This window comes from Yoonia sp. R2331 (assembly GCF_041103235.1).
Taxonomy (GTDB): domain Bacteria; phylum Pseudomonadota; class Alphaproteobacteria; order Rhodobacterales; family Rhodobacteraceae; genus CANMYO01.
Map to the genome: position 1 here is coordinate 790,768 of NZ_JBGCUN010000001.1, position 18,973 is coordinate 809,740.

The 18,973-nt window shown below is 59.6% G+C and carries 18 protein-coding genes; 13 read left to right on the forward strand and 5 right to left on the reverse strand.

Annotated elements, in window-relative coordinates:
• Window positions 1-28 precede the first annotated feature (28 nt).
• The 9 genes from AB3Y40_RS04005 (at window position 29) to AB3Y40_RS04045 (ending at window position 8,799) form a co-directional block, all read left to right on the forward strand.
• Complete coding sequence (locus AB3Y40_RS04005) at window positions 29-1,024, forward strand: ester cyclase (RefSeq protein WP_369439597.1); 996 nt, start codon at window positions 29-31, stop codon at window positions 1,022-1,024.
• Window positions 1,024-1,788: an SDR family NAD(P)-dependent oxidoreductase gene (locus AB3Y40_RS04010; protein ID WP_369439598.1), complete on the forward strand. Its 765-nt coding sequence runs from the start codon at window positions 1,024-1,026 to the stop codon at window positions 1,786-1,788. The genes AB3Y40_RS04005 and AB3Y40_RS04010 overlap by 1 nt, the downstream gene beginning before the upstream one ends.
• Window positions 1,788-2,810: a LacI family DNA-binding transcriptional regulator gene (locus AB3Y40_RS04015; protein ID WP_369437512.1), complete on the forward strand. Its 1,023-nt coding sequence runs from the start codon at window positions 1,788-1,790 to the stop codon at window positions 2,808-2,810. Before AB3Y40_RS04010 ends, AB3Y40_RS04015 begins: the two co-directional genes overlap by 1 nt.
• Window positions 2,807-3,787: a nuclear transport factor 2 family protein gene (locus AB3Y40_RS04020; protein WP_369437513.1), complete on the forward strand. Its 981-nt coding sequence runs from the start codon at window positions 2,807-2,809 to the stop codon at window positions 3,785-3,787. Before AB3Y40_RS04015 ends, AB3Y40_RS04020 begins: the two co-directional genes overlap by 4 nt.
• Window positions 3,788-3,792: 5 nt before the next feature.
• A complete protein-coding gene (locus AB3Y40_RS04025) occupies window positions 3,793-4,758 on the forward strand; it encodes a cupin domain-containing protein (protein ID WP_369437514.1) in 966 nt (321 codons plus the stop codon).
• Between the two features lie 76 nt (window positions 4,759-4,834).
• Window positions 4,835-5,962, forward strand: a complete 1,128-nt coding sequence (locus AB3Y40_RS04030; protein ID WP_369437515.1) for a cobalamin-independent methionine synthase II family protein — start codon at window positions 4,835-4,837, stop codon at window positions 5,960-5,962.
• A complete protein-coding gene (locus AB3Y40_RS04035; protein WP_369437516.1) occupies window positions 5,959-6,645 on the forward strand; it encodes an alpha/beta fold hydrolase in 687 nt (228 codons plus the stop codon). Before AB3Y40_RS04030 ends, AB3Y40_RS04035 begins: the two co-directional genes overlap by 4 nt.
• Window positions 6,642-7,334 (forward strand): RraA family protein, encoded by a 693-nt coding sequence (locus tag AB3Y40_RS04040; RefSeq protein WP_369437517.1) that lies wholly within the window; start codon window positions 6,642-6,644, stop codon window positions 7,332-7,334. The genes AB3Y40_RS04035 and AB3Y40_RS04040 overlap by 4 nt, the downstream gene beginning before the upstream one ends.
• Window positions 7,335-7,389: 55 nt before the next feature.
• Entirely contained in the window at window positions 7,390-8,799 is a 1,410-nt protein-coding gene (locus AB3Y40_RS04045) for an FAD-binding oxidoreductase (RefSeq protein WP_369437518.1), read from the forward strand.
• Between the two features lie 323 nt (window positions 8,800-9,122).
• Here the strand turns inward: AB3Y40_RS04045 and AB3Y40_RS04050 are convergent, their stop codons facing one another.
• Entirely contained in the window at window positions 9,123-9,653 is a 531-nt protein-coding gene (locus AB3Y40_RS04050; protein WP_369437519.1) for an adenine phosphoribosyltransferase, read from the reverse strand.
• Window positions 9,650-10,531, reverse strand: a complete 882-nt coding sequence (locus AB3Y40_RS04055) for an S-methyl-5'-thioadenosine phosphorylase (RefSeq protein ID WP_369437520.1) — start codon at window positions 10,529-10,531, stop codon at window positions 9,650-9,652. The genes AB3Y40_RS04050 and AB3Y40_RS04055 overlap by 4 nt, the downstream gene beginning before the upstream one ends.
• Before the next feature lie 147 nt (window positions 10,532-10,678).
• Between AB3Y40_RS04055 and AB3Y40_RS04060 the strand changes: the two genes are divergently transcribed.
• Both AB3Y40_RS04060 and AB3Y40_RS04065 read left to right on the forward strand, forming a co-directional pair.
• The gene (locus AB3Y40_RS04060; RefSeq protein ID WP_369437521.1) at window positions 10,679-11,227 is read left to right on the forward strand and encodes a hypothetical protein; all 549 of its coding nucleotides are present in this window, start codon (window positions 10,679-10,681) and stop codon (window positions 11,225-11,227) included.
• Between the two features lie 95 nt (window positions 11,228-11,322).
• Window positions 11,323-12,945, forward strand: coding sequence for a SulP family inorganic anion transporter (locus tag AB3Y40_RS04065; protein WP_369437522.1), 1,623 nt, complete (start codon window positions 11,323-11,325; stop codon window positions 12,943-12,945).
• Here AB3Y40_RS04065 and AB3Y40_RS04070 read toward each other — a convergent pair.
• Together AB3Y40_RS04070 and AB3Y40_RS04075 are read right to left on the reverse strand one after the other, a co-directional pair.
• Window positions 12,929-13,864, reverse strand: coding sequence for a fatty acid desaturase (locus tag AB3Y40_RS04070; protein ID WP_369437523.1), 936 nt, complete (start codon window positions 13,862-13,864; stop codon window positions 12,929-12,931). The two genes, AB3Y40_RS04065 and AB3Y40_RS04070, sit on opposite strands and share 17 nt — an antisense overlap.
• Before the next feature lie 94 nt (window positions 13,865-13,958).
• A complete protein-coding gene (locus AB3Y40_RS04075) occupies window positions 13,959-14,567 on the reverse strand; it encodes a flavin reductase family protein (RefSeq protein ID WP_369437524.1) in 609 nt (202 codons plus the stop codon).
• Between the two features lie 72 nt (window positions 14,568-14,639).
• Here AB3Y40_RS04075 and AB3Y40_RS04080 point away from each other — a divergent pair, with 72 nt between their 5' ends.
• Entirely contained in the window at window positions 14,640-15,140 is a 501-nt protein-coding gene (locus AB3Y40_RS04080) for a GNAT family N-acetyltransferase (RefSeq protein WP_369437525.1), read from the forward strand.
• Window positions 15,141-15,190: 50 nt separating this feature from the next.
• Window positions 15,191-15,982 carry an EcsC family protein gene (locus tag AB3Y40_RS04085; RefSeq protein WP_369437526.1) on the forward strand — a complete coding sequence of 264 codons (792 nt, stop codon included), beginning with the start codon at window positions 15,191-15,193 and terminating at the stop codon, window positions 15,980-15,982.
• Here the strand turns inward: AB3Y40_RS04085 and ptsP are convergent.
• Window positions 15,979-18,258: a phosphoenolpyruvate--protein phosphotransferase gene (gene ptsP / locus AB3Y40_RS04090; protein WP_369437527.1), complete on the reverse strand. Its 2,280-nt coding sequence runs from the start codon at window positions 18,256-18,258 to the stop codon at window positions 15,979-15,981. The genes AB3Y40_RS04085 and ptsP overlap by 4 nt on opposite strands.
• Window positions 18,259-18,973 lie beyond the last annotated feature (715 nt).

Sequence of the window (18,973 nt, forward strand, 5' to 3'; positions counted from 1 at the left end):
CCACCGGATCGACCCCCTGCGCGCTGCGATGCGCGATTGGGACCGGCCGGGCGTGGGCGCGGCCTTGCGGGACCTTCTGGCCCCTGACGCAGTGGTCCACCTTTGCCACCCCTTTGGCGATCTGACTGGCCCCGACGCGTGGCTGAAACAGGCCTATACGCCTCTGGCGCAGTCCATGCCGGATCTGGAGCGCTGCGATGCAATCGTGATGTCCGGGCCAGACGATGCAGGCGCGCAGTGGATCGGCTGTGCAGGCCACTACATCGGCACCTTCCTGTATCCGTTCATTGATATCCCGCCCACCGGCCATCTGGCCCATCTGCGTTATCACGAATTCTACCGTTTGGATGGCGACACCGTGACAGAGGTGCAAGCGATCTGGGACATCCCCGACCTGATGATGCAGGCAAACGCATGGCCGATGGTCCCGCCAATGGGTCGTCACCTCTGCGTGCCGGGACCCGCCACACAGGACGGGCTGCGTCGCGGTCCGCGTGACACGGCGGAAAGTGCGGCCTCGCTTGACCACGTGCTGGCGATGCTGGCCGCCATGGGCCGCCACCCCTCAGAACCGCCCGAAGCAATGGAGCTGCCGCGCTTCTGGGATGCGCGCATGATGTGGTATGGCCCCGCCGCCATCGGTACCGCGCGCGGCATCGCGGGCTTTCGACACTGGCACCAGATGCCGTTCCTGTCGGCCATGCCCGACCGGGGCAAATACCGCGACACGCTGGGGTATCACTTCTTTGCCGATGGGCCTTACGTCGCTGTCACTGGCTGGCCCAACATGAAACAGACACTCACCGATGATGGCTGGCTGGGAATCGCCCCCGCCGGCAAACAAGTGACGCTGTGCAGCCTTGATTTTTGGCGCATTGCCGACGGCAAGATCCGCGAAAACTGGGTGATGCTCGATCTGCTGGACCTCTATCGCCAATTGGGGGTGGACGTGTTGGCGCGAATGCGGGCAATGAATGCGGCGCGGGCCACTGGCCCTGCCGCAATTGCAAAGGAATACGCATGATCGACCTGCCGCAAACCCCTACTTTCCGCCTTGATGGTAAACGTGCGCTGGTGGCGGGTGCCTCTTCCGGTATCGGGCTGGGCTGCGCCGTCGCACTGGCGCAAGCCGGGGCCGCCGTGACACTGGCCGCACGATCTGCCGATAAGCTGGCTGAGGTTGTTGCCGCGTTGACCGATGCGGGGCTGACCGCCGACGGCATGGCGCTTGATGTGGTCGACATCCCCGCGACGCAAGCGGCTGTGGCGGGGGCTGGGCCTTTTGACATCCTGGTGAACTCCGCCGGTTTGGCAATTCACTCGCCCGCCGTTGAAACCACGCCAGAGGATTTTTCCACCGTCAGCGACCTTAACTTTAAAGGCGCTTACTTTCTGACCGCCGCCGTGGCCAAGGGGCTTTTGGAGGCTGGCAAACCCGGCAGCTTGATCAACATCACCAGTCAGATGGCCTTTGTCGGGGGCATCGAGCGTGCGGTCTATTGCGGGACCAAACACGCCGTCGAAGGCTTTACCAAGGCGATGGCAATCGAATGGGGCAAGGCGGGCATCCGTGTGAACACGATTTGCCCCACCTTCATCCGTACGCCCTTGTCGGCACCCACCTTCAACAACCCCGACCGCGTCGCGTGGATCATGGAAAAGATCAAGCTCGACCGTGTGGGCGAGGTCACTGATATCATGGGTCCGGTTGTCTACCTCGCGTCTGACGCAAGCGCGATGATGACCGGGACCCACCTTTTGATCGACGGCGGGTGGACGGCAGACTGATGGCAAACGACAAGATCACTTCGCTAGAAGTCGCCAAGCGGGCAGGGGTCAGCCAATCGGCGGTCAGCCGGGTCTTTACCCCCGGTGCCTCGGCCAGCGCCAAAACCGTGGAAAAGGTCAAACGGGCGGCCGCCGAACTTGGCTATCGCCCCAACCGCATGGCCCGTGCGATGATCACAGGCAAAAGCCGGATCATCGGCCTGATCGTCGCCTACCTCGACAATATGTTTTATCCGCTGGCGCTTGAACGTCTGTCCAACGCGCTGCAGGCCAAGGGCTATCACATCCTTGTTTTTACCGCCTCCAATGCGCAGGACCGCGTGGAAGAGGTCGTGTCCGAACTGATGGATTATCAGGTCGACGGGATCATCACGGCGTCCGTTTCCATGTCGGGTGATCTGACAGCGCGCTGCGCAGGCGCTGGCATTCCCGTGGTCATGTTCAACCGGGGACAAGAGGGTGTGGACCTTTCCGCCGTGACATCTGCGAATGTGGCAGGCGGGCGCAAAGTGGCGGATTTTCTGGTTGCCGCCGGACATGCCCGCATTGCCCATATCTCTGGCTGGCAGGGGTCCTCGACGGGCCGCGACCGTCAGCGCGGGTTCTGCGAACGGCTGACCGAACTTGGGCGTCCTGTGCCGCAGATCATCGACGGAATGTATAACCGCGACACGGCTGCGGCTGCGGCCCAGACGCTGATGCAATCTGCCACGCCGCCCGATGCGATCTTTGTGGGCAACGACCACATGGCCTTTGCAGTCATGGACAAGCTGCGCGGTGACCTTGGCCTGCGCGTGCCGCAGGATGTGGCAATCGTTGGCTATGACGATGTACCCACCGCCGCTTGGGCCGCGTATGACCTGACCACCGTGCGCCAACCCGTCAACCAGATGGTCGAGGCCACAGTGGACCTTCTATTGACCAAAATCGCAGATCCCATCGCCCCGGTCCGCCGGGTCGAAATCGACGCCCCCCTGATCCCGCGCGGCTCTGCCCCAACAAACCAAAGGACCACCCCATGAAGGGCTTTTCCAATCGGTGGAAGGACTTCCCCGACTATATCATCGGCATCACCAAAGAGATTTGGGAGGACCGCGGCGTCGGCACGCTGAACCACTACTACAGCGATGATATCCCGGTGCGCTCGCCCATGGGGGTCCAGCGTGGCAACACGGCGGTGATCGCCAGCACGATGGCGACAATCAACGAGTTTCCCGACCGGCAGCTTTTTGGCGAAGACGTAATCTGGTCAGAACATGAAACCGGCCTGTTGTCCTCGCATCGCCTGAACACCGTCGCCACCCATAGCCGCGATGGTGCCTTTGGCCCTGCGACGGGCAAGCAATGGAACATCCGCGTGATTGCCGATTGCGCCGCCAAGAACGACACGATCTTTGATGAATGGCTGATCCGCGATTATGGCGGCATCGTCCGCCAGATCGGCAAGGACCCGCGCGAATTCGCAGCACAGCTGATCGCGGACGAAGGTGGACCGGACACGGCCTTCATGCCGTTCCTGCCGGAAAACGATGTCGTGGGCGACTACAAAGGCACCGGCAATGACAATGCATGGGGCCAGCGCTATGCCGACACGCTGACCCGGATCATGAACCATGATTTCAACCACATCCGCGAAAGCTATGACCGCGCGGTCATCGGCGAATACGCAGGCGGGCAGACCCTCACAAGTGCAGAGGAATGCACGAAATTCTGGGTTGGTCTGCGGTCGTCTTTCCCCTCTGCCACGTTCAAGATCCACCACCAGATCGGTATGGATGCCGATATGTTGTCACCCCGTGCGGCGATCCGCTGGTCGCTGGACGGCACCCACGACGGCTGGGGTAGCTTCGGTCGCCCCACCGGTGCCCGCGTCCACGTCATGGGCATGAGCCATGCAGAGTTTGGCCCCTTTGGCCCCGATGGCATCGGTCTGCGCCGTGAATTCGCACTTTATGATGAAATTGCGATCTGGAAACAGATCCTGATGGCGCAGGGATAGACCCGATGACCCCGGCCGAGATGGAAGCCCGCACTGTCCGCTATGGCGACCTGCAGCCTTGCAAAACCGCCTTTATCGACGCCCACACACCCGGGTCGGACCAAAAAGAGAACTTCACCATCATCGGCGGCGGTGTTTCAGAATCGCCTGACCAATACGTTCACATCGGCATCCCGCACGGCTTCAACATCGGCGCGGCGGGCCAGCCGCCAAGATGCCGGAACTCCTTGCATGACCATAACACAGCCGAAGTGTTCTTTGTCCTCAAAGGCCGCTGGCGGTTCTTCTGGGGGCGCTGGGGGACAGCGGGTGAGGTGGTGCTGGAAGAGGGCGACATCTTCAACATCCCCACGGGCATCTTTCGCGGGTTTGAAAACATCGGCACCGACTATGGGATGATCATGGCGATCCTTGGCGGTGACGATGCCGGTGGAGGCGTGATGTGGGCCCCGCAAGTAATCGAAGACGCCGCCGACCACGGTTTGATCCTGGGCGACAACGGTAAGCTTTATGACACCAAAAAGGGCGAGACGCTGACAAACGGCGTCAAACCCATGCCATTAATGAGCGATGAAGACTTGGCGAAAAGGCCCGAATTGTTAACGCACGACGTACTGCCCAATCACGTGGCCCGCTATCTTGATATGATGGCGCTGGCAGACCGTGATCCGGTCACGGTGATCGGTGAAACCGGGCTTTTGCGCGACAAGCCGGGGTTCGAGATCAGCTTTATGAACCAAAACTCGGCCTCGGATGCGATGCACAGTCATGAAAATCCTTCTGTGCTTATGCCAATGCGGGGTCACTGGCGGGTCAATTGGCCCAACGGGGCCGCAACTTTGGCCCCCGGTGACACCATGTCCGTGCCTGAAAACCTGCCCCACAACGTTGTACCCTCGATGACGGGCGAGGCTTCGCTGTATCACGTCGTCGCCACCGGCGATCCGGCCGGACACACGTGGAAAGGTTAACCGCGATTAAGAAAATGGTATGCATGGGGTGTGTATGGTTTGTGCATCCTTTCTGCCCCACAAAAAGGACCGTTCGATGACCAAGATTTTGACCAGCCACGTCGGCTCTCTTCCCCGAACACAAGAGGTCGTGGATTTCATTTTTGCCCGTGAACATGGGCACGCCTATGACGCCGGTGCCTTTGATGCGGCGATGACGGCGGCTGTCGATGAAACCGTGCGAAAACAAAAGCTTGCAGGCGTCGACATCGTGTCTGACGGGGAAACGTCCAAGATTTCCTACGCCACATACGTCAAGGATCGCTACACCGGTTTCGACGGTGACAGCCCCCGCAATGCACCTGCAGACCTCAAGCAATTTCCCAGCTTTCTCAAGCGTTTGGCCGATGACGGCGGCACCCCGCAATACGCCCGACCCATGTGCGTTGGTGAGGTAAAGTCAAAAGGGCAGGGCGAGTTGGAAAAAGACATCGCCAATCTTAAGGCGGCGATGGCTGCGCATGGCGTTGATCGCGGCTTTATGAACGCGGCAAGTCCCGGTGTTATCTCTTTGTTTTTGCAGAACGATTTCTACAAAACACGCGAGGCTTATCTGGCCGCCCTGGCGGACGCAATGAAGGCCGAATACGAAACCATCGTGGCCTCCGGCCTTGATCTGCAACTGGATTGCCCGGACCTCGCACTGTCGCGTCACATGTTGTTTAACGATTTGTCGGATGATGAATTTTTGAAAATCGCCGCCAGCCATGTCGAGGCGCTCAACCACGCTTTGCAGGATGTCCCGGCTGAAAAAGTCCGCGTTCACATCTGTTGGGGTAACTACGAAGGCCCGCATGTCTGTGACATCCCGATGTCCAAGATGTTCGATACGCTGATGAGCACCAAGTCGCGTTATGTGCTGTTTGAAACCTCGAACCCGCGCCACGGGCACGAATGGTCGGTGTTCAAGGATCGCAAAGGCGACATTCCAGACGACAAAGTGCTTGTGCCGGGGGTTGTGGATACGACGACGAACTTTGTGGAGCATCCCGAACTTGTCGCGCAACGCATTGAAAGATTTAAGGAAATCGTCGGGTCGGATCGTGTGATCGCGGGCTCTGACTGCGGCTTTGGCACCTTTGCGGGCTTTGGCGCAGTGGACCCTGAAATCGCTTATGCCAAGCTGGGCGCGCTGTCCGAAGGGGCCAAGCTGGCAAGCGCATGACACCGCTGATCCTGTTGCCCGGAATGATGTGTGACGCGCGGCTTTTTGCCCCGCAAATCAATGTCTTGCCTGATGCGCAGGTCATGCCGATTGACGCCCATGATACCGTTGCCGCACTGGCCGCTGACGTTCTGGCACAGGCACCGCCATGTTTTGCGATTGCCGGTCTGTCGATGGGCGGCATCGTCGCGATGGAGGTTCTGCGCCAAGCCCCTGACCGCGTTGACCGAATTGCGCTGCTGGACACCAACCCCAAGGCTGAACACCCCAACTTCGCTGCCTCACGCGAACCGCAAATCGCAAAGGTTGCAAAGGGCGACTTGATCCCCGTGATGCGTGATGAAATGAAGCCGAATTACCTGACAGACGGCCCCAATCGCGCAGCCATCCTTGACCTCTGCATGGACATGGCAGCTGACCTTGGCCCTGACGTTTTCATCCGCCAATCCCGCGCGTTGCAAACCCGGCCAGACCAGCAGGATACGCTGCGTAACTGCCAGGTTCCGGCACTGATCCTCTGTGGGCGCGATGACGCCCTTTGCCCTGTCCACCGGCATCAATTGATGCATGATCTGATTGCGCGAAGCACCCTGCATATCGTTGAAAATGCAGGGCACTTACCCACCCTTGAACAACCCGATGAAACAACCGCAGCGCTCATGCGCTGGTTAGAGGCCAAATGAACGACGCCCTACTGACGCTCTTGAAAAGCGTCGACACCCCCACCGTCTGTAACGCAATCGAGGTCGCCCAGGGCAAGCGCGGCTTTAACGCCTTCACCCGCGGCACGGTGTTAATCAGTGAACCCGAAGGTGTGATTGTCGGCTACGCGAGCACCGCGAAAATCGCGGCTGTCGCGCCGCCGTCAGAAGCGCCCGAAGTGATCCGGACCCGGCGCATGGCGTACTACAAACAAATGGCCGAAGCGCCGCAGCCCAGCATCTGCGTGATCGAAGATGAGGACGGCGAAAACGCCATCGGTGCGTTCTGGGGCGAAGTGAACACGACAATCCACAAGGGATTTGGCATGTCCGGCACGCTGACCAATGGCGTGATGCGCGACCTCGGAGATATGGCGCCGGATTTCCCTGTCATTGCAGGCTCTGTCGGGCCAAGCCATGGGTTTGTCCATGTCACGGAATTGAATGGCCCGGTCACGGTCTTTGGCATGACGGTTACGCCCGGCGACCTGATCCATGCCGACCGTCACGGCGCGGTCGTGATCCCGCCGGAGGTGGTGGATGATCTGGCGGGTGCGATCAGAAAAATGCAGGATACAGAACACCTTGTGCTGGGACCAGCCCGCGAAGACGGCTTTGACTTTGCCGCGTTCGAAGTCGCCTGGACCGCCTTTGAAAAAGCTCGAACCTGATGCGCTGATTGCCCTTTTCGCCGGGCGATGTATCTAGGGCGGAAAGGAGAGTTTGATGCTCAACCCCGCCGATGATGCCTTTATCGCCAAGCTGCGCGATCTCCTGCCAGTGGCCGCTTTCAAAGCCAATGGCTCAGCCTATCTGACCGAACCGCGTGGCCGTTGGCAGGGGCAGGGTCTGATCGTCGCACCGGCAACCACCGAAGAGGTGGCGACGGTAGTCGGCGCCTGCAATGCGGCCCGCATCGGGGTTGTGCCATATAGCGGTGGCACCGGGCTGGTCGGTGGGCAGATCATGCCCGAAGGCCCCGTTCCTGTTGTGCTTTCACTTGAGCGGATGAACAAGATCCGCGCCGTCTATCCGCTTGAAAATACGATGATTGTGGATGCGGGTGTGATCCTTGCGGATGTGCAGAACGCGGCGGTTCAGGCGGGCAGACTGTTCCCCTTATCGCTTGCCTCCGAAGGGTCCGCGAGGATTGGTGGGCTGCTGTCCACCAATGCCGGTGGGGTGAACGTGCTGCGCTATGGAAACGCCCGTGCGCAATGTCTGGGGCTCGAGGTCGTGCGCCCCGATGGCACAATCTGGCACGGGCTGTCGCGGTTGCGCAAAGACAATACCGGCTATGACCTGCGCAACTTGATGATCGGGGCCGAAGGGACGCTGGGCGTCATCACCGGTGCGGCCTTGCGTCTGGCGCCACAGCCCGCAGACGTCGGCGCCGCCATGATGGCCGTGGCGTCACCTGCCGCTGCACTGGAACTCCTCTCTCTGGCGCAAGCGCAGTTGGGAGATGCGGTGTCTGCTTTTGAGTTGATCCACAGGCAAGGGTTTGATTTCTTGGCTGAAACCGGGCCAGAGGTGCGATTGCCATTTGCGGATTTGCCAGAGTGGATGGTGCTGGTTGACCTTGGCATGCCCCAAGGGCTGGCCCCGGACACAGCGCTCGAACGGCTCTTTGTGGCGGGAGTTGAGGCTGGGTTGGTCAGCGATGGCGTGATCGCGCAATCCCGGGCTGACCGGCAGGCGTTCTGGCACATCCGCGAGAGCATTCCCGAAGCGAACCGCCGTATAGGATCGGTCAGCAGCCATGACATCGCGTTGCCATTGGGGGCCGTGGCGGAGTTCATCGAGAAGGGGCGTGTCGTGATTGGTGACCTTGGCGATTTCCGGATCAATTGCTTTGGCCATCTGGGGGATGGAAACCTGCACTACAACGTGTTCCCGGTCCCGGGGCGCAGCAGGGACGATCATCTGGGTGATCGCGAGGCTATCAAGACGGCCATTCATGATCTGACCCATCAAATGGGCGGATCTGTCAGCGCCGAACACGGGATCGGACGGTTGAAAGTGGCCGACCTACAGACCTATGGCGATCCGGCGAAATTGATGATGATGCGCGCGATCAAGGCAGCCCTTGATCCGGCAGGCATCATGAACCCCGGTACCGTCTTGCCAGCCTGAGCCAAAGGGGCGGCTGCGCCGCACGACATTCTGGTGTGTGTGGCCCCCGCGCGCCTGTTTACCGGAGTGTTGCGCGGGTTGCATGTGCGGGAGCCTGCGGCGCGCATATTTTCATTCAAAAGAAAGACCAAGTTAAGGGCTTTGTAACCACGTTCGGCCAAGCTGAATGCGCGGTACAGGCAGGCATGCCGATGACCGCTGACGAAGAAAGACGCGATCGCGCCCGGCGCACCTGGTGACAAGGGGCCGGTCGCGCACTTTCTTTTGAATGAAAATATGCCGGGGGTGCGGGGGCTGGCCCCCGCGTGGTCTGGACCTGCGCCCTAGTCGCCCTCAAAGGCGCAGAGGGTGTGGACATCCATGCCAAGTGCTTCCAGCTTTTTACGGCCACCAAGATCGGGCAGATCAATGACAAAAGCACATCCCATGACCACGGCGCCCATGCGCTCGATCAGTTTAATGCCTGCCTCTGCTGTGCCGCCGGTTGCCAGTAGGTCATCGACCATCAGAACGTTTTCGCCGGCCTGCAGCGCGTCGTCGTGCACTTCCATGACTGCCTCGCCATATTCCAGCGTGTAGGCCTGTTCGATGGTTTGTCCTGGCAGCTTGCCCTTTTTGCGGATCGGCACAAAACCGACCGAAAGCTGATGCGCGATGGCGCCGCCCAGAATGAAACCGCGCGCTTCGAGCCCAACGACGCGATCAATGGGCTGACCCGCATAGGGGTGCAGTAATTGATCAATCGCGATGCGAAAGCCGCGCGGATCCGCGAAGAGCGTGGTGACATCGCGGAACATGATCCCGGGCTTGGGAAAATCCGGTATCGTGCGGATGTAGTCAGAAACAGTTTTCATTGGGGTGCTTTCAGTGAAAGGACGCGGCCTGCGACAGCATCAAGTTTAGAGATCAGCACAGGATCACGGTTTTGGGCGGCGGTCATGATGGCATTGTCAAGCGCGCGGTCGCAGCCATGCGGGCAGGCTGTGCGGGTGTCGGGCAGGGCGTCGGCCAATGCAAGGACAAGATCACGGGCCTTGGTGCCATTGCCTTGCAAAGTGGCGATTACGTCAGCGACGTCGACCGCGCCGTGATCGGGGTGCCAGCTGTCGTAATCGGTGATCATGGCGACAGAGGCATAGCAAAGCTCTGCTTCGCGGGCGAGTTTCGCCTCTGGCATATTGGTCATGCCGATCACATCACAGCCCCAAGCGCGATACATCAGGCTTTCGGCACGGGACGAGAATTGCGGCCCCTCCATCGCAAGGTAGGTGCCGCCATCGTGCATCGTGACACCGGCTGTTTGGCCCGCAGTCAGGCAAGCGGAAGACAAGCGCGGGCAGGTGGGGTGGGCCACGCTGACATGGGCCACGCAGCCGGTCCCGAAGAACGACTTTTCGCGTGCAAAGGTGCGGTCAATAAATTGATCAACAACGACAAAATCGCCGGGGGCCATATCTTCGCGGAACGACCCGCAGGCGCTGATACTGACCACATCGGTGACACCAAGTCGCTTGAGAGCATCGATATTTGCGCGGTAGGGCACCGTGGTTGGGCTGTGGACGTGGCCGCGACCGTGGCGCGGCAGGAACACCACGGAAAGGCCAGACAAAACGCCGGTCAGCACAGAATCCGACGGTGCGCCCCAGGGGCTGTCGACTGTGACCCAGCGCGCATTTTGCAAACCGGGGATGTCATAGAGTCCAGATCCACCGATTATCCCCAGCTTTGTCATCTTTTCGCCCCTTGCGACCGGTAGCCGAACGTCATGACGCTACACAACCAAAGCTTGCCGGGCGTGACAAGCCCACACGCGCACAGACGACTGCCCTGGTGGTGGGCCGCTCTGTGGTTGGTTGGGTTTGTTGCAGGGCTGATTGTCATGCTGTTTGTCGCAATTGTGCCTAGCGGCGTGATTTATGCCCCCGGCATTGCAACAGCGTTCCATTGGCCGATCATTGCAGTGGCCGCCGCCTACGGGGGTGTGACTGCATTGGCAGGTCACCGTCTGGAAACCTGGCGCATGGCGATGTGGGGAGAGTTTTGGGGTCCCCAAATGATGGGGTTGTTTCTGGCCGTCGCCGCAGGTTTTGCCGGGTGGATGCATCTGCACCTGACGTTGCCGCTTGTGTTTTTGTTGGTGCCGTCAGATCGGTTTGAAATGCAGGTTGAGATTGAGGCCATCAGAGGTGGCGGCAAGGCTGAGGCTGGGATCGAGCAGGTGGTGCTTGATTTTGCGGGACAGCCGCACCTGCCTTACGAAGCTGTATTTGCGGGCATGGGGCGATTTGACCGGGTTGCCATGCCGGACGCCATGGGCTTGACGGTGCTCGCCCCCGGTTCGGTCTATACGTCGCCAGTGCCAGCCCTCATCTCTGGTCGCGGCAACGGGATTGTGCTGCATGTCGAAAGTGTCACCCTTTTGCCCTGATACTGCCCGCACAAGACAATTCGCCTCAGGTGGGGTGACATCTTAACACCGTCAGGCTAGGTGGCCTCAAACGCACCAATCACAAGAGTATCGACATGGCCCGTGCCCTTTTGGCGACCTTCGCCGATAGCCTTTCCTTGACTGATCCCAGCGCACCGCTGACGCCGGGCCGGTGGAAGACAGAAATCCTGTCTGGCCTGACAGTTGCATTGGCGCTTGTGCCAGAGGCCGTGGCCTTTGCCTTTGTCGCAGGGGTGCACCCGCTGGTCGGGCTTTATGCTGCCTTTATTGTCGGTCTGATTACTGCGGTGATTGGTGGACGTCCGGGCATGATCTCTGGTGCGACGGGGGCGCTGGCAGTCGTGATGGTCAGTCTGGTCGCGCAGCACGGGGTTGAATACCTTTTTGCGACGGTCGTGCTGATGGGGTTGATCCAGATTTTTGTCGGCATCATGCGTTGGGGCAAGTTCATTCGATTGGTGCCGCATCCAGTCATGTTGGGCTTTGTGAACGGCCTTGCCATTGTGATTTTCCTTGCGCAACTGGGACAGTTTCAGGTGCCGGGATCGGCAGAACATGCGGGTCACGGAATGGCGAATGGCGATTGGCTGACGGGCATGCCGCTGATGCTGATGCTGTCGCTGACGGCGGTCACAATGGCGATCATCTGGGTCATGCCGCGTGTGACCACAGCGATCCCGGCCCCCCTTGCGGGCATTGCAATTGTTGCGGCCATTGTGATTGGTTTTGGTCTGGACGTGCCGCGCGTCGGAGATTTGGCCAGCATTGAGGGCGGACTGCCGCCTTTCCATATCCCGATGGTCCCGCTGAATTGGGAAACGTTTGAGATCATCCTGCCTTATGCGCTGATCCTTGCGGCCATTGGTCTGATCGAAAGCTTGCTGACCCTGAACCTGGTGGGCGAAATGACCAACCAGCGTGGCGGCGCCAGCCAGGAATGCATCGCCCAGGGCGTGTCCAACACCGTGACGGGTTTCTTTGGTGGGATGGGTGGCTGTGCGATGATCGGGCAGTCAATGATCAACGTCAAATCCGGCGGCCGCACCCGCATTGCAGGGATCGCGGCGGCGCTGTTTTTGCTGGCGTTCATCCTTTTTGCCAGTGGCCTGATCGAGCAGATCCCGCTGGCCGCGCTGGTTGGCGTGATGTTCATGGTTGTGATCGGGACGTTTGCGTGGAACAGCCTGACGATCCTGCGTAAAGTGCCGCGCACCGATGCTTTTGTGACCATTTTGGTGACAATCGTGACGGTCGCCACTGACCTGGCCACGGCCGTGGTCGTCGGTGTGATCGTCAGCGCGCTGGCCTATGCCTGGCAGAACGCCACGCGCATCCACGCGATCAAGCGCGAAAGCCGCACAGAAGAGGGTGCGCAGGTCTATGAAATTCAAGGGCCATTGTTCTTTGGCTCGTCCGATGGGTTCACAGAGATTTTCGATGTTGATGCCGACCCTGACACTGTGATTGTTGACTTTGCCAACAGCCGCGTGGCTGACCAATCCGCCTTGCAAGCGATTGAGGCTGTTGCGGCCAAGTACGAAGAGGCCGGCAAGCGGATCATGCTTCGGCATCTTAGCCGGGATTGTCACAAGTTGCTGACCAAGGCAGGTCACCTGATGGTCGATAGTGATGATGATCCCGACTATGCGATTGCGGTCGATTACGACGTGCGCACCGGCATTATTGGCGGGCACTGATCCGGCGGGTGATCCGTTCGGGCAGGGGGCTCTTACGCTGGTCGCCTCGCCAGATCGGGTGAGCAACCGGGTCCTTGCTGCGCAGCAGAAAGCGCGAGATCACTGACCAGTAGGATGCAAAGTAATAGGCATGATTGCGGCGCAGATAATGGTCCCGATTTGACCGGTAAAGTGCTGGCAAGCGGAACCAGCTGACCTGTGGATGCATGTGATGCACGACGTGGTAGTTGTTGTTCAGGAACAGCAGCGCCAGCAGCCCGCGATCCTCGATCACCACGGTGCGGCCGCGTGCGCTTTCATGGGCCTGATGTTCCAGAAAGGTGCGGATCCGCAATAGGGCCAAGCCGCCATAAGCCGCGAGCCCGTAGGCCCAAAGCGGCAAGGTGCCGACAGTGATCAGCCAAGCCAGAATGACCACACTGGCAACCGCATGCAGGCCCCAGGCCCGCAACACGGCCTTATCGCCCATGCGGATCAGCAGCCAATCTGCGTGCATGAACTTGATCTGACCGATCAATGGTCCCAAGATCATCCGCCCCAGCAACGTGTTGTTGAATTGCATCAATCCTTGCAGGGTTTTGGGCATCCGTTCCCAGATCACCGGGTCGATATAGTTGGTTTCGGGATCGTCATAAGGATCGGTCAGCATCGCATCGCGATGGTGTTCCAGATGCGTGTCGCGGAACCGCTGGTAGGGAATTGCAAGGTTGAGCGTCAGAAACACCAAGCCTTCGTTCAGGCGCTGACTACGAAACGGGTGACCATGCAGAACTTCATGCTGAAGCGAGGATTGCAGTGCCACCAGCGGCGCAAGGACGACCACGGCCAACCAGACCGATATCTCAGGAAGCCACACCGTGGCTGCCGCCCAACCGCTGTAACATAGCACGATCAACACCAGCGTTGGCCAGTCCCGCATTCCGTCCCCAATTTTCGCTGTCCCTGCGTCAGCGATAACAGATCCGTGATGTCAGGGCTTGTCAGTTAGCGCCCATTGGCATGCCGCTTTTGGACTATTCCTGATCGGGACGATTCAGGCTGAACACCTCGCGCACGGTGGTGTAGTCGCGATATCCAAGCCGTGACAGCGGGTTAAATGTGGTCACGTCAAACAAGCCATCTACAATGCAATTGTCCCGCAGATGGATGCCGATCACCTCGCCAAAGATCGTTGTGTTCGCCTCGCCGGGCAGTTTCACCATCTGGGTCAGTTTGCATTCCAGCGTCGCGGGCGCACCGGCAACGCGGGGGCAATCAATCGTCTCGCACGCCGCCTTTTCGACACCGGCAAGTGCGAATTCATCAACCTCTTTGCCCCAAGGGCCAGAAGTCTGGTTCATCACATCCCGCATCGCCAATTCGACAATGTTGATCGAAAAGACGCCTGTTTCGCGGATATTGGCCGCACTGTCTTTGGTGCCGTCACGGTCAGGTTTGTCTGCCGTGGTGGCGAACATCACCTGCGGCGGGACATAAGCCACGGCATTGAAGAACGAATAGGGGGCCAGATTGTCGCTGCCATCTGATCCCCGTGTACCGATCCACGCAATCGGGCGCGGGGTGATGATAGCGTTAAAAGGGTTGTGCGGCAGCCCGTGGCCGTCTTCGGGGCGATAAAACATCTGGGGTCTTTCTTTGACAAAGCCTGCCGTTTAGGTAGCGTGGCACCAAGACAGAGGCCAGTTGAAAGAAACATGCCCGCAGAGCAGATCGCACTGGCGCAGGAAACCTCCGAAGATTTTTGGGACGTTGAGGCGCTTTATGACCTCACATTCGCGCCCGGTCGCACGGCATTGTCGTCTTATCGATTGCGCGATGATGTGGACCCGATTGCGTCCCTTTGCCTTGTGGCGCGTGATGGCGCAGGGATCCTTGCAGGTGCCGTCCGCAATTGGCCGGTCCAAATCGGTCCGGCGCGGGCGATCCTGCTGGGCCCGATTGCCGTTCATCCGACCCGTCAGGGCGAAGGGATCGCCGCGCTTCTGATGTGGCGCGCGCTGGAACTGGCCCGCGATCAGGGCTGGGACAGGGTACTGCTGGTGGGGGATGCGCCGTACTATGGACGCTTTGGGTTTGATCAGTTGACGGGTGTCAGAATGCCACCGCCCACCAACCCCGCGCGGGTCCTTGGCGCCGCGCTGACCCCCGGAGCATGGGATGGAATCGCAGGCACCGTGACCCGCGTCGGCGATTGAAATGCGTGGTTTTGCACATATCTGAGATCAAAGCGATCACAGGATAGCGCATGAAGGTCATCAACCCCGACACCAACTTTCCCCCGCTTTCGCCGGAGCAGCAAGCGCAGGTCAAGGATTTGGCAATGCGGCAGAAAAAAGCGAACGGTGTGCTGATGAAGGCGGTCAACTTTGTGGGCGGTCAGGTTGAGGATACGTTGAAACTCCTTCCCAAAGGTGCTCGTGCGCAGATTGACGACGCCGCGCGGACAGCATTGCAGAAAAGCTATGATGTCGCAGCAACTTCTCGCAGCGGACGGCTGACGGGCAAGGTGCAGTCCGATGCCGGACACAAGGTGCTTACAACCCTATCAGGGGCGCTGGGCGGGCTAGGTGGACTGCCCACCGCTTTGGCAGAGCTGCCGGTGGCAACCACCATGATCTTTCGGGCGGTCCAGGGTGTGGCTGAACACTATGGCGAGGACCCGACCACAGCAGAGACGCGGTTGGAATGCCTTGCCGTTTTTGGGGCCGGTGGACCGGGGGATGCCGATGATGGGGTGGACACCTCTTTTATCGGGGCACGATTGGGTCTGACCGGGGCGGCTGTGCAGGGGCTGATCAGCAAAGTCGCGCCGCGCTTTGCCACGATCCTAAGCCAGAAACTGGCCACGCAAGCCGTACCAGTACTGGGCGCAGCAGCAGGCGCGGGCACGAATTATGCCTTTACCGGCTACTATGTCGAGATGGCCCATGTGCATTTTGGGTTGCGGCAGCTGGCCCGCGCGCACGGCGAAGATCAGGTATTGGATGCCTTCCACGCCGAGCTGGCCCGCGATGCGGTGCAGGTCAATGCAGGCTAGGTGATCCGCCCGCCTGCCATGGCACCTGTCAGACGCGCGTTTTCGACTAGATAGTCTGACACGGCACGGCGCACCGATTGCGCGCCCGTGTCGCGCGCATCGTCGATCACGGCTTTGACTTCGTCCAGATCCACCTGCCGCAGCAGATGTTTGACCGGCCCGACCGAGGCCGGTCGCATCGACAAAGACCCAAAACCGATAGCCGCAAAGCACAGCGCCTCGATCGGGCGGCCAGCATCCTCGCCGCAGAATGAGATGGGGGTTCCGGCTTCGCGACAGCGCCTAACGACTTGTTCAAGAAACGACAGAAAGCTGACGTTCAGCGTGTCATAGCGCCGGCGCACCCGCTCGTTTTCGCGGTCGGCGGCATAGAAGAATTGTTTCAGGTCGTTGCCACCGACAGACAGAAAATCAACCTCTTCAAAGAACCCGGCCGCGGCAAAGCCCAGCGACGGTGTCTCTAGCATCGCCCCGACTTCAAGGGAGACGGGCAGGGGGTTACCAAGACGGCTTTCGCGCTCTAGCACCTTATCAAGTTCTGCTTTGGCTTGCCGGAATTCACTGCGCAACGTGATGAAGGGAAACATCACTGACAACGGCCCGCCATTGGCGGCGCGCACCAGCGCCTGCAACTGCATCCGCAAAATACCCGGTTTGTCGAGCCCGACGCGGATCGCGCGCCAGCCCATCGCCGGGTTCGGTTCGTCGTTGGGCTTCATATAGGGCAAGACCTTGTCAGACCCGATATCAAGGGTGCGAAACACCACGCGCCGCCCGTCAGCGGCAGCAATGACGCGCGCATAGAGTGCGGAAAGCTCTGCCCGGCGCGGCATCTGGCTGCGGATCAGGAATTGCAGCTCTGTGCGGAATAGGCCCACGCCTTCAGCACCAGAACCCGCAAGGGACGGCAGATCGGCCATCAGGCCTGCGTTCATATGCAGGTTGATGGTGCGCCCACATTTGGCCGTCGCAGGCAGGTCGCGAATGCTGGCATAGCGTTCCTGCGCACGGGTCTGCATGGCGATCTTGTCGGCAAAAGCGGTTTGCACAGTGTCATCAGGCCGCAAGTGAACGATGCCCTGTTCGCCATCCACAAGGATCTGATCACCGTTCAGTGCCTCTGTCGCGATACCCTTGGCGTTGATTACCAAAGGGATCGCCCAAGCGCGCGCAACAATCGTTGCATGGCTGCCGACGGAGCCTTCTTCTAGTACGATCCCTTTCAGCGCCTTGCCATAGTCGAGCAGCTCACCCGGACCGATGTTGCGCGCCACAAGGATCGGGCTGTCGGGCATCTCTGCGCCTGTGTCCGCCCCCTGGCCTGTCAGTATCCGCAGCAAACGGTTCGACAGATCATCCAAATCGTGCAACCGTTCCCGCATATACGCGTCAGAGGATTGCCCAAGCCGGGTGCGCGCAAGCGATTGTTCCTTTTCCACCGCCGCCTCGGCCGAAAGGCCATTTTGCACGTCCGATTCCATCCGCCGCATCCAACTGCGGGAATTGGCGAACATCCGGTAGGCTTCGAACACCTGCTTTTGGTCGGTAGTCACGGTGGTCTGATCGGACAGCATTTCGTCCACGCTCATCCGCAATTGGTCGACTGCCTCGCGCAGGCGCACCATTTCCGCCTCTGGGTCATCAGAGATCGGATTTGTCACCACCACACGAGGTTCGTGCAGGAACACCTGACCCGCACTTGCCCCTTCCTGCGCAATCGACCCGCGGAACATTACTGGGTTCTGGTGCCGTGCTGACAATGCCGCACCTTCACCGACAAAAGCGCCAAGCTCGGTCATCTCGGCCAGCACCATCGCGACGACTTCGAGGGCATAGACCTCGTCAGCGGTAAATTCGCGCGCTTCCTTGGACTGCACGACAAGCACGCCCATCGTCTCACCCAGACGTTGAACCGGCACACCACAGAACGAAGAATAGCGTTCTTCGCCCGTTTCGGGCATATAACGGAATCCCTTGGCAGAGGGCGCATCAGCGGTGTTCACCACCTGCTTTGTCTTGGCCACACGGCCCACCAGACCTTCACCCAGACGCATCCGGGTCTGATGCACCGATTCCGATTTCAGGCCTTCGGTGGCACAAAGTTCCAGCGTTTCTTCGTCGCGGAACAGATAGATCGAACACACTTCGGTGCGCATGGAGTCGGCCGTCAGCGTGACGATCTTGTCTAACCGCTCTTGCCCGGCGCTATCCTCGGCCAAGGCACGCCGCAAGCGCCCCAGCAGCTTGCGGCTTTCCGTTTCGATCCACTCGGGCATTCTGCTCCCCACGCCTTCTCTTGGTTTAGCTATAGGCGAGTTCGGTGCAGAAGGGGAGTGGGAAAGGGCCGAAGGCCACCATGAAGGCCGGTCCTTGGAAGCATTCCTGCGCTGGCAGCGGATTGCGGCGATGAATCCAACCAACCGAGTTTTTGTGGTGTAGCTAATGCCTGTTTACGCCTTCCTCGAATTTGGTAACCATCGCATGGGTAGCTACTTCGAAAACCATCAAATAGGTAAGGTGTGCTCAAGAAATCCTTGGTCTTAGTCGTCTCTTTCATTTTTGTCGTCGTGTTGGCCTTCCTTGGACTATTGTTCCTGTCTTCTGGCGGTGCGTTCCGAGGGGCCACATTTACCAAAGAAGAATGGGCGGCAAATGGGGCTTGTGGGGCAAACTCCGACATTGGTTGCGCCCAGCAACGTCCACGGTGTCCTCGCGGGGCAATGGTTCAGGACCTTCGACAGCGCTTCTTGCATAACGGAGAGCTATCCAAAGCCGAGGTTTCAACATTGATCGGCGAGCATGACACCATCGTTGAGATTGGTGGCGAACAATGTGAGGCTTACTTTTTGGGTATGTGTAGCGCGATGTCTTTCGACGGCGATAGTCTGTATGTCTGCTTCGATCAGAACGACATACTCGTCCGATCAGGCCACGTTACACACTGACAAGCTTACTTCTGAATCGAACTTCTAAATGCGGTACCTATCGCGG

Excerpts from the sequence above, each read along its gene's own strand:
- AB3Y40_RS04050 (WP_369437519.1), bottom strand. The coding sequence starts at position 9,653 with ATGAAAACTGTTTCTGACTACATCCGCACGATACCGGATTTTCCCAAG.
- AB3Y40_RS04025 (WP_369437514.1), top strand. The coding sequence starts at position 3,793 with ATGACCCCGGCCGAGATGGAAGCCCGCACTGTCCGCTATGGCGACCTG.
- AB3Y40_RS04075 (WP_369437524.1), bottom strand. The coding sequence starts at position 14,567 with ATGTTTTATCGCCCCGAAGACGGCCACGGGCTGCCGCACAACCCTTTT.
- AB3Y40_RS04030 (WP_369437515.1), top strand. The coding sequence starts at position 4,835 with ATGACCAAGATTTTGACCAGCCACGTCGGCTCTCTTCCCCGAACACAA.
- AB3Y40_RS04055 (WP_369437520.1), bottom strand. The coding sequence starts at position 10,531 with ATGACAAAGCTGGGGATAATCGGTGGATCTGGACTCTATGACATCCCC.
- AB3Y40_RS04070 (WP_369437523.1), bottom strand. The coding sequence starts at position 13,864 with ATGCGGGACTGGCCAACGCTGGTGTTGATCGTGCTATGTTACAGCGGT.
- AB3Y40_RS04020 (WP_369437513.1), top strand. The coding sequence starts at position 2,807 with ATGAAGGGCTTTTCCAATCGGTGGAAGGACTTCCCCGACTATATCATC.
- ptsP (WP_369437527.1), bottom strand. The coding sequence starts at position 18,258 with ATGCCCGAGTGGATCGAAACGGAAAGCCGCAAGCTGCTGGGGCGCTTG.
- AB3Y40_RS04015 (WP_369437512.1), top strand. The coding sequence starts at position 1,788 with ATGGCAAACGACAAGATCACTTCGCTAGAAGTCGCCAAGCGGGCAGGG.
- AB3Y40_RS04085 (WP_369437526.1), top strand. The coding sequence starts at position 15,191 with ATGAAGGTCATCAACCCCGACACCAACTTTCCCCCGCTTTCGCCGGAG.
- AB3Y40_RS04040 (WP_369437517.1), top strand. The coding sequence starts at position 6,642 with ATGAACGACGCCCTACTGACGCTCTTGAAAAGCGTCGACACCCCCACC.
- AB3Y40_RS04080 (WP_369437525.1), top strand. The coding sequence starts at position 14,640 with ATGCCCGCAGAGCAGATCGCACTGGCGCAGGAAACCTCCGAAGATTTT.
- AB3Y40_RS04035 (WP_369437516.1), top strand. The coding sequence starts at position 5,959 with ATGACACCGCTGATCCTGTTGCCCGGAATGATGTGTGACGCGCGGCTT.
- AB3Y40_RS04060 (WP_369437521.1), top strand. The coding sequence starts at position 10,679 with ATGCTGTTTGTCGCAATTGTGCCTAGCGGCGTGATTTATGCCCCCGGC.
- AB3Y40_RS04045 (WP_369437518.1), top strand. The coding sequence starts at position 7,390 with ATGCTCAACCCCGCCGATGATGCCTTTATCGCCAAGCTGCGCGATCTC.
- AB3Y40_RS04005 (WP_369439597.1), top strand. The coding sequence starts at position 29 with ATGCGCGATTGGGACCGGCCGGGCGTGGGCGCGGCCTTGCGGGACCTT.
- AB3Y40_RS04065 (WP_369437522.1), top strand. The coding sequence starts at position 11,323 with ATGGCCCGTGCCCTTTTGGCGACCTTCGCCGATAGCCTTTCCTTGACT.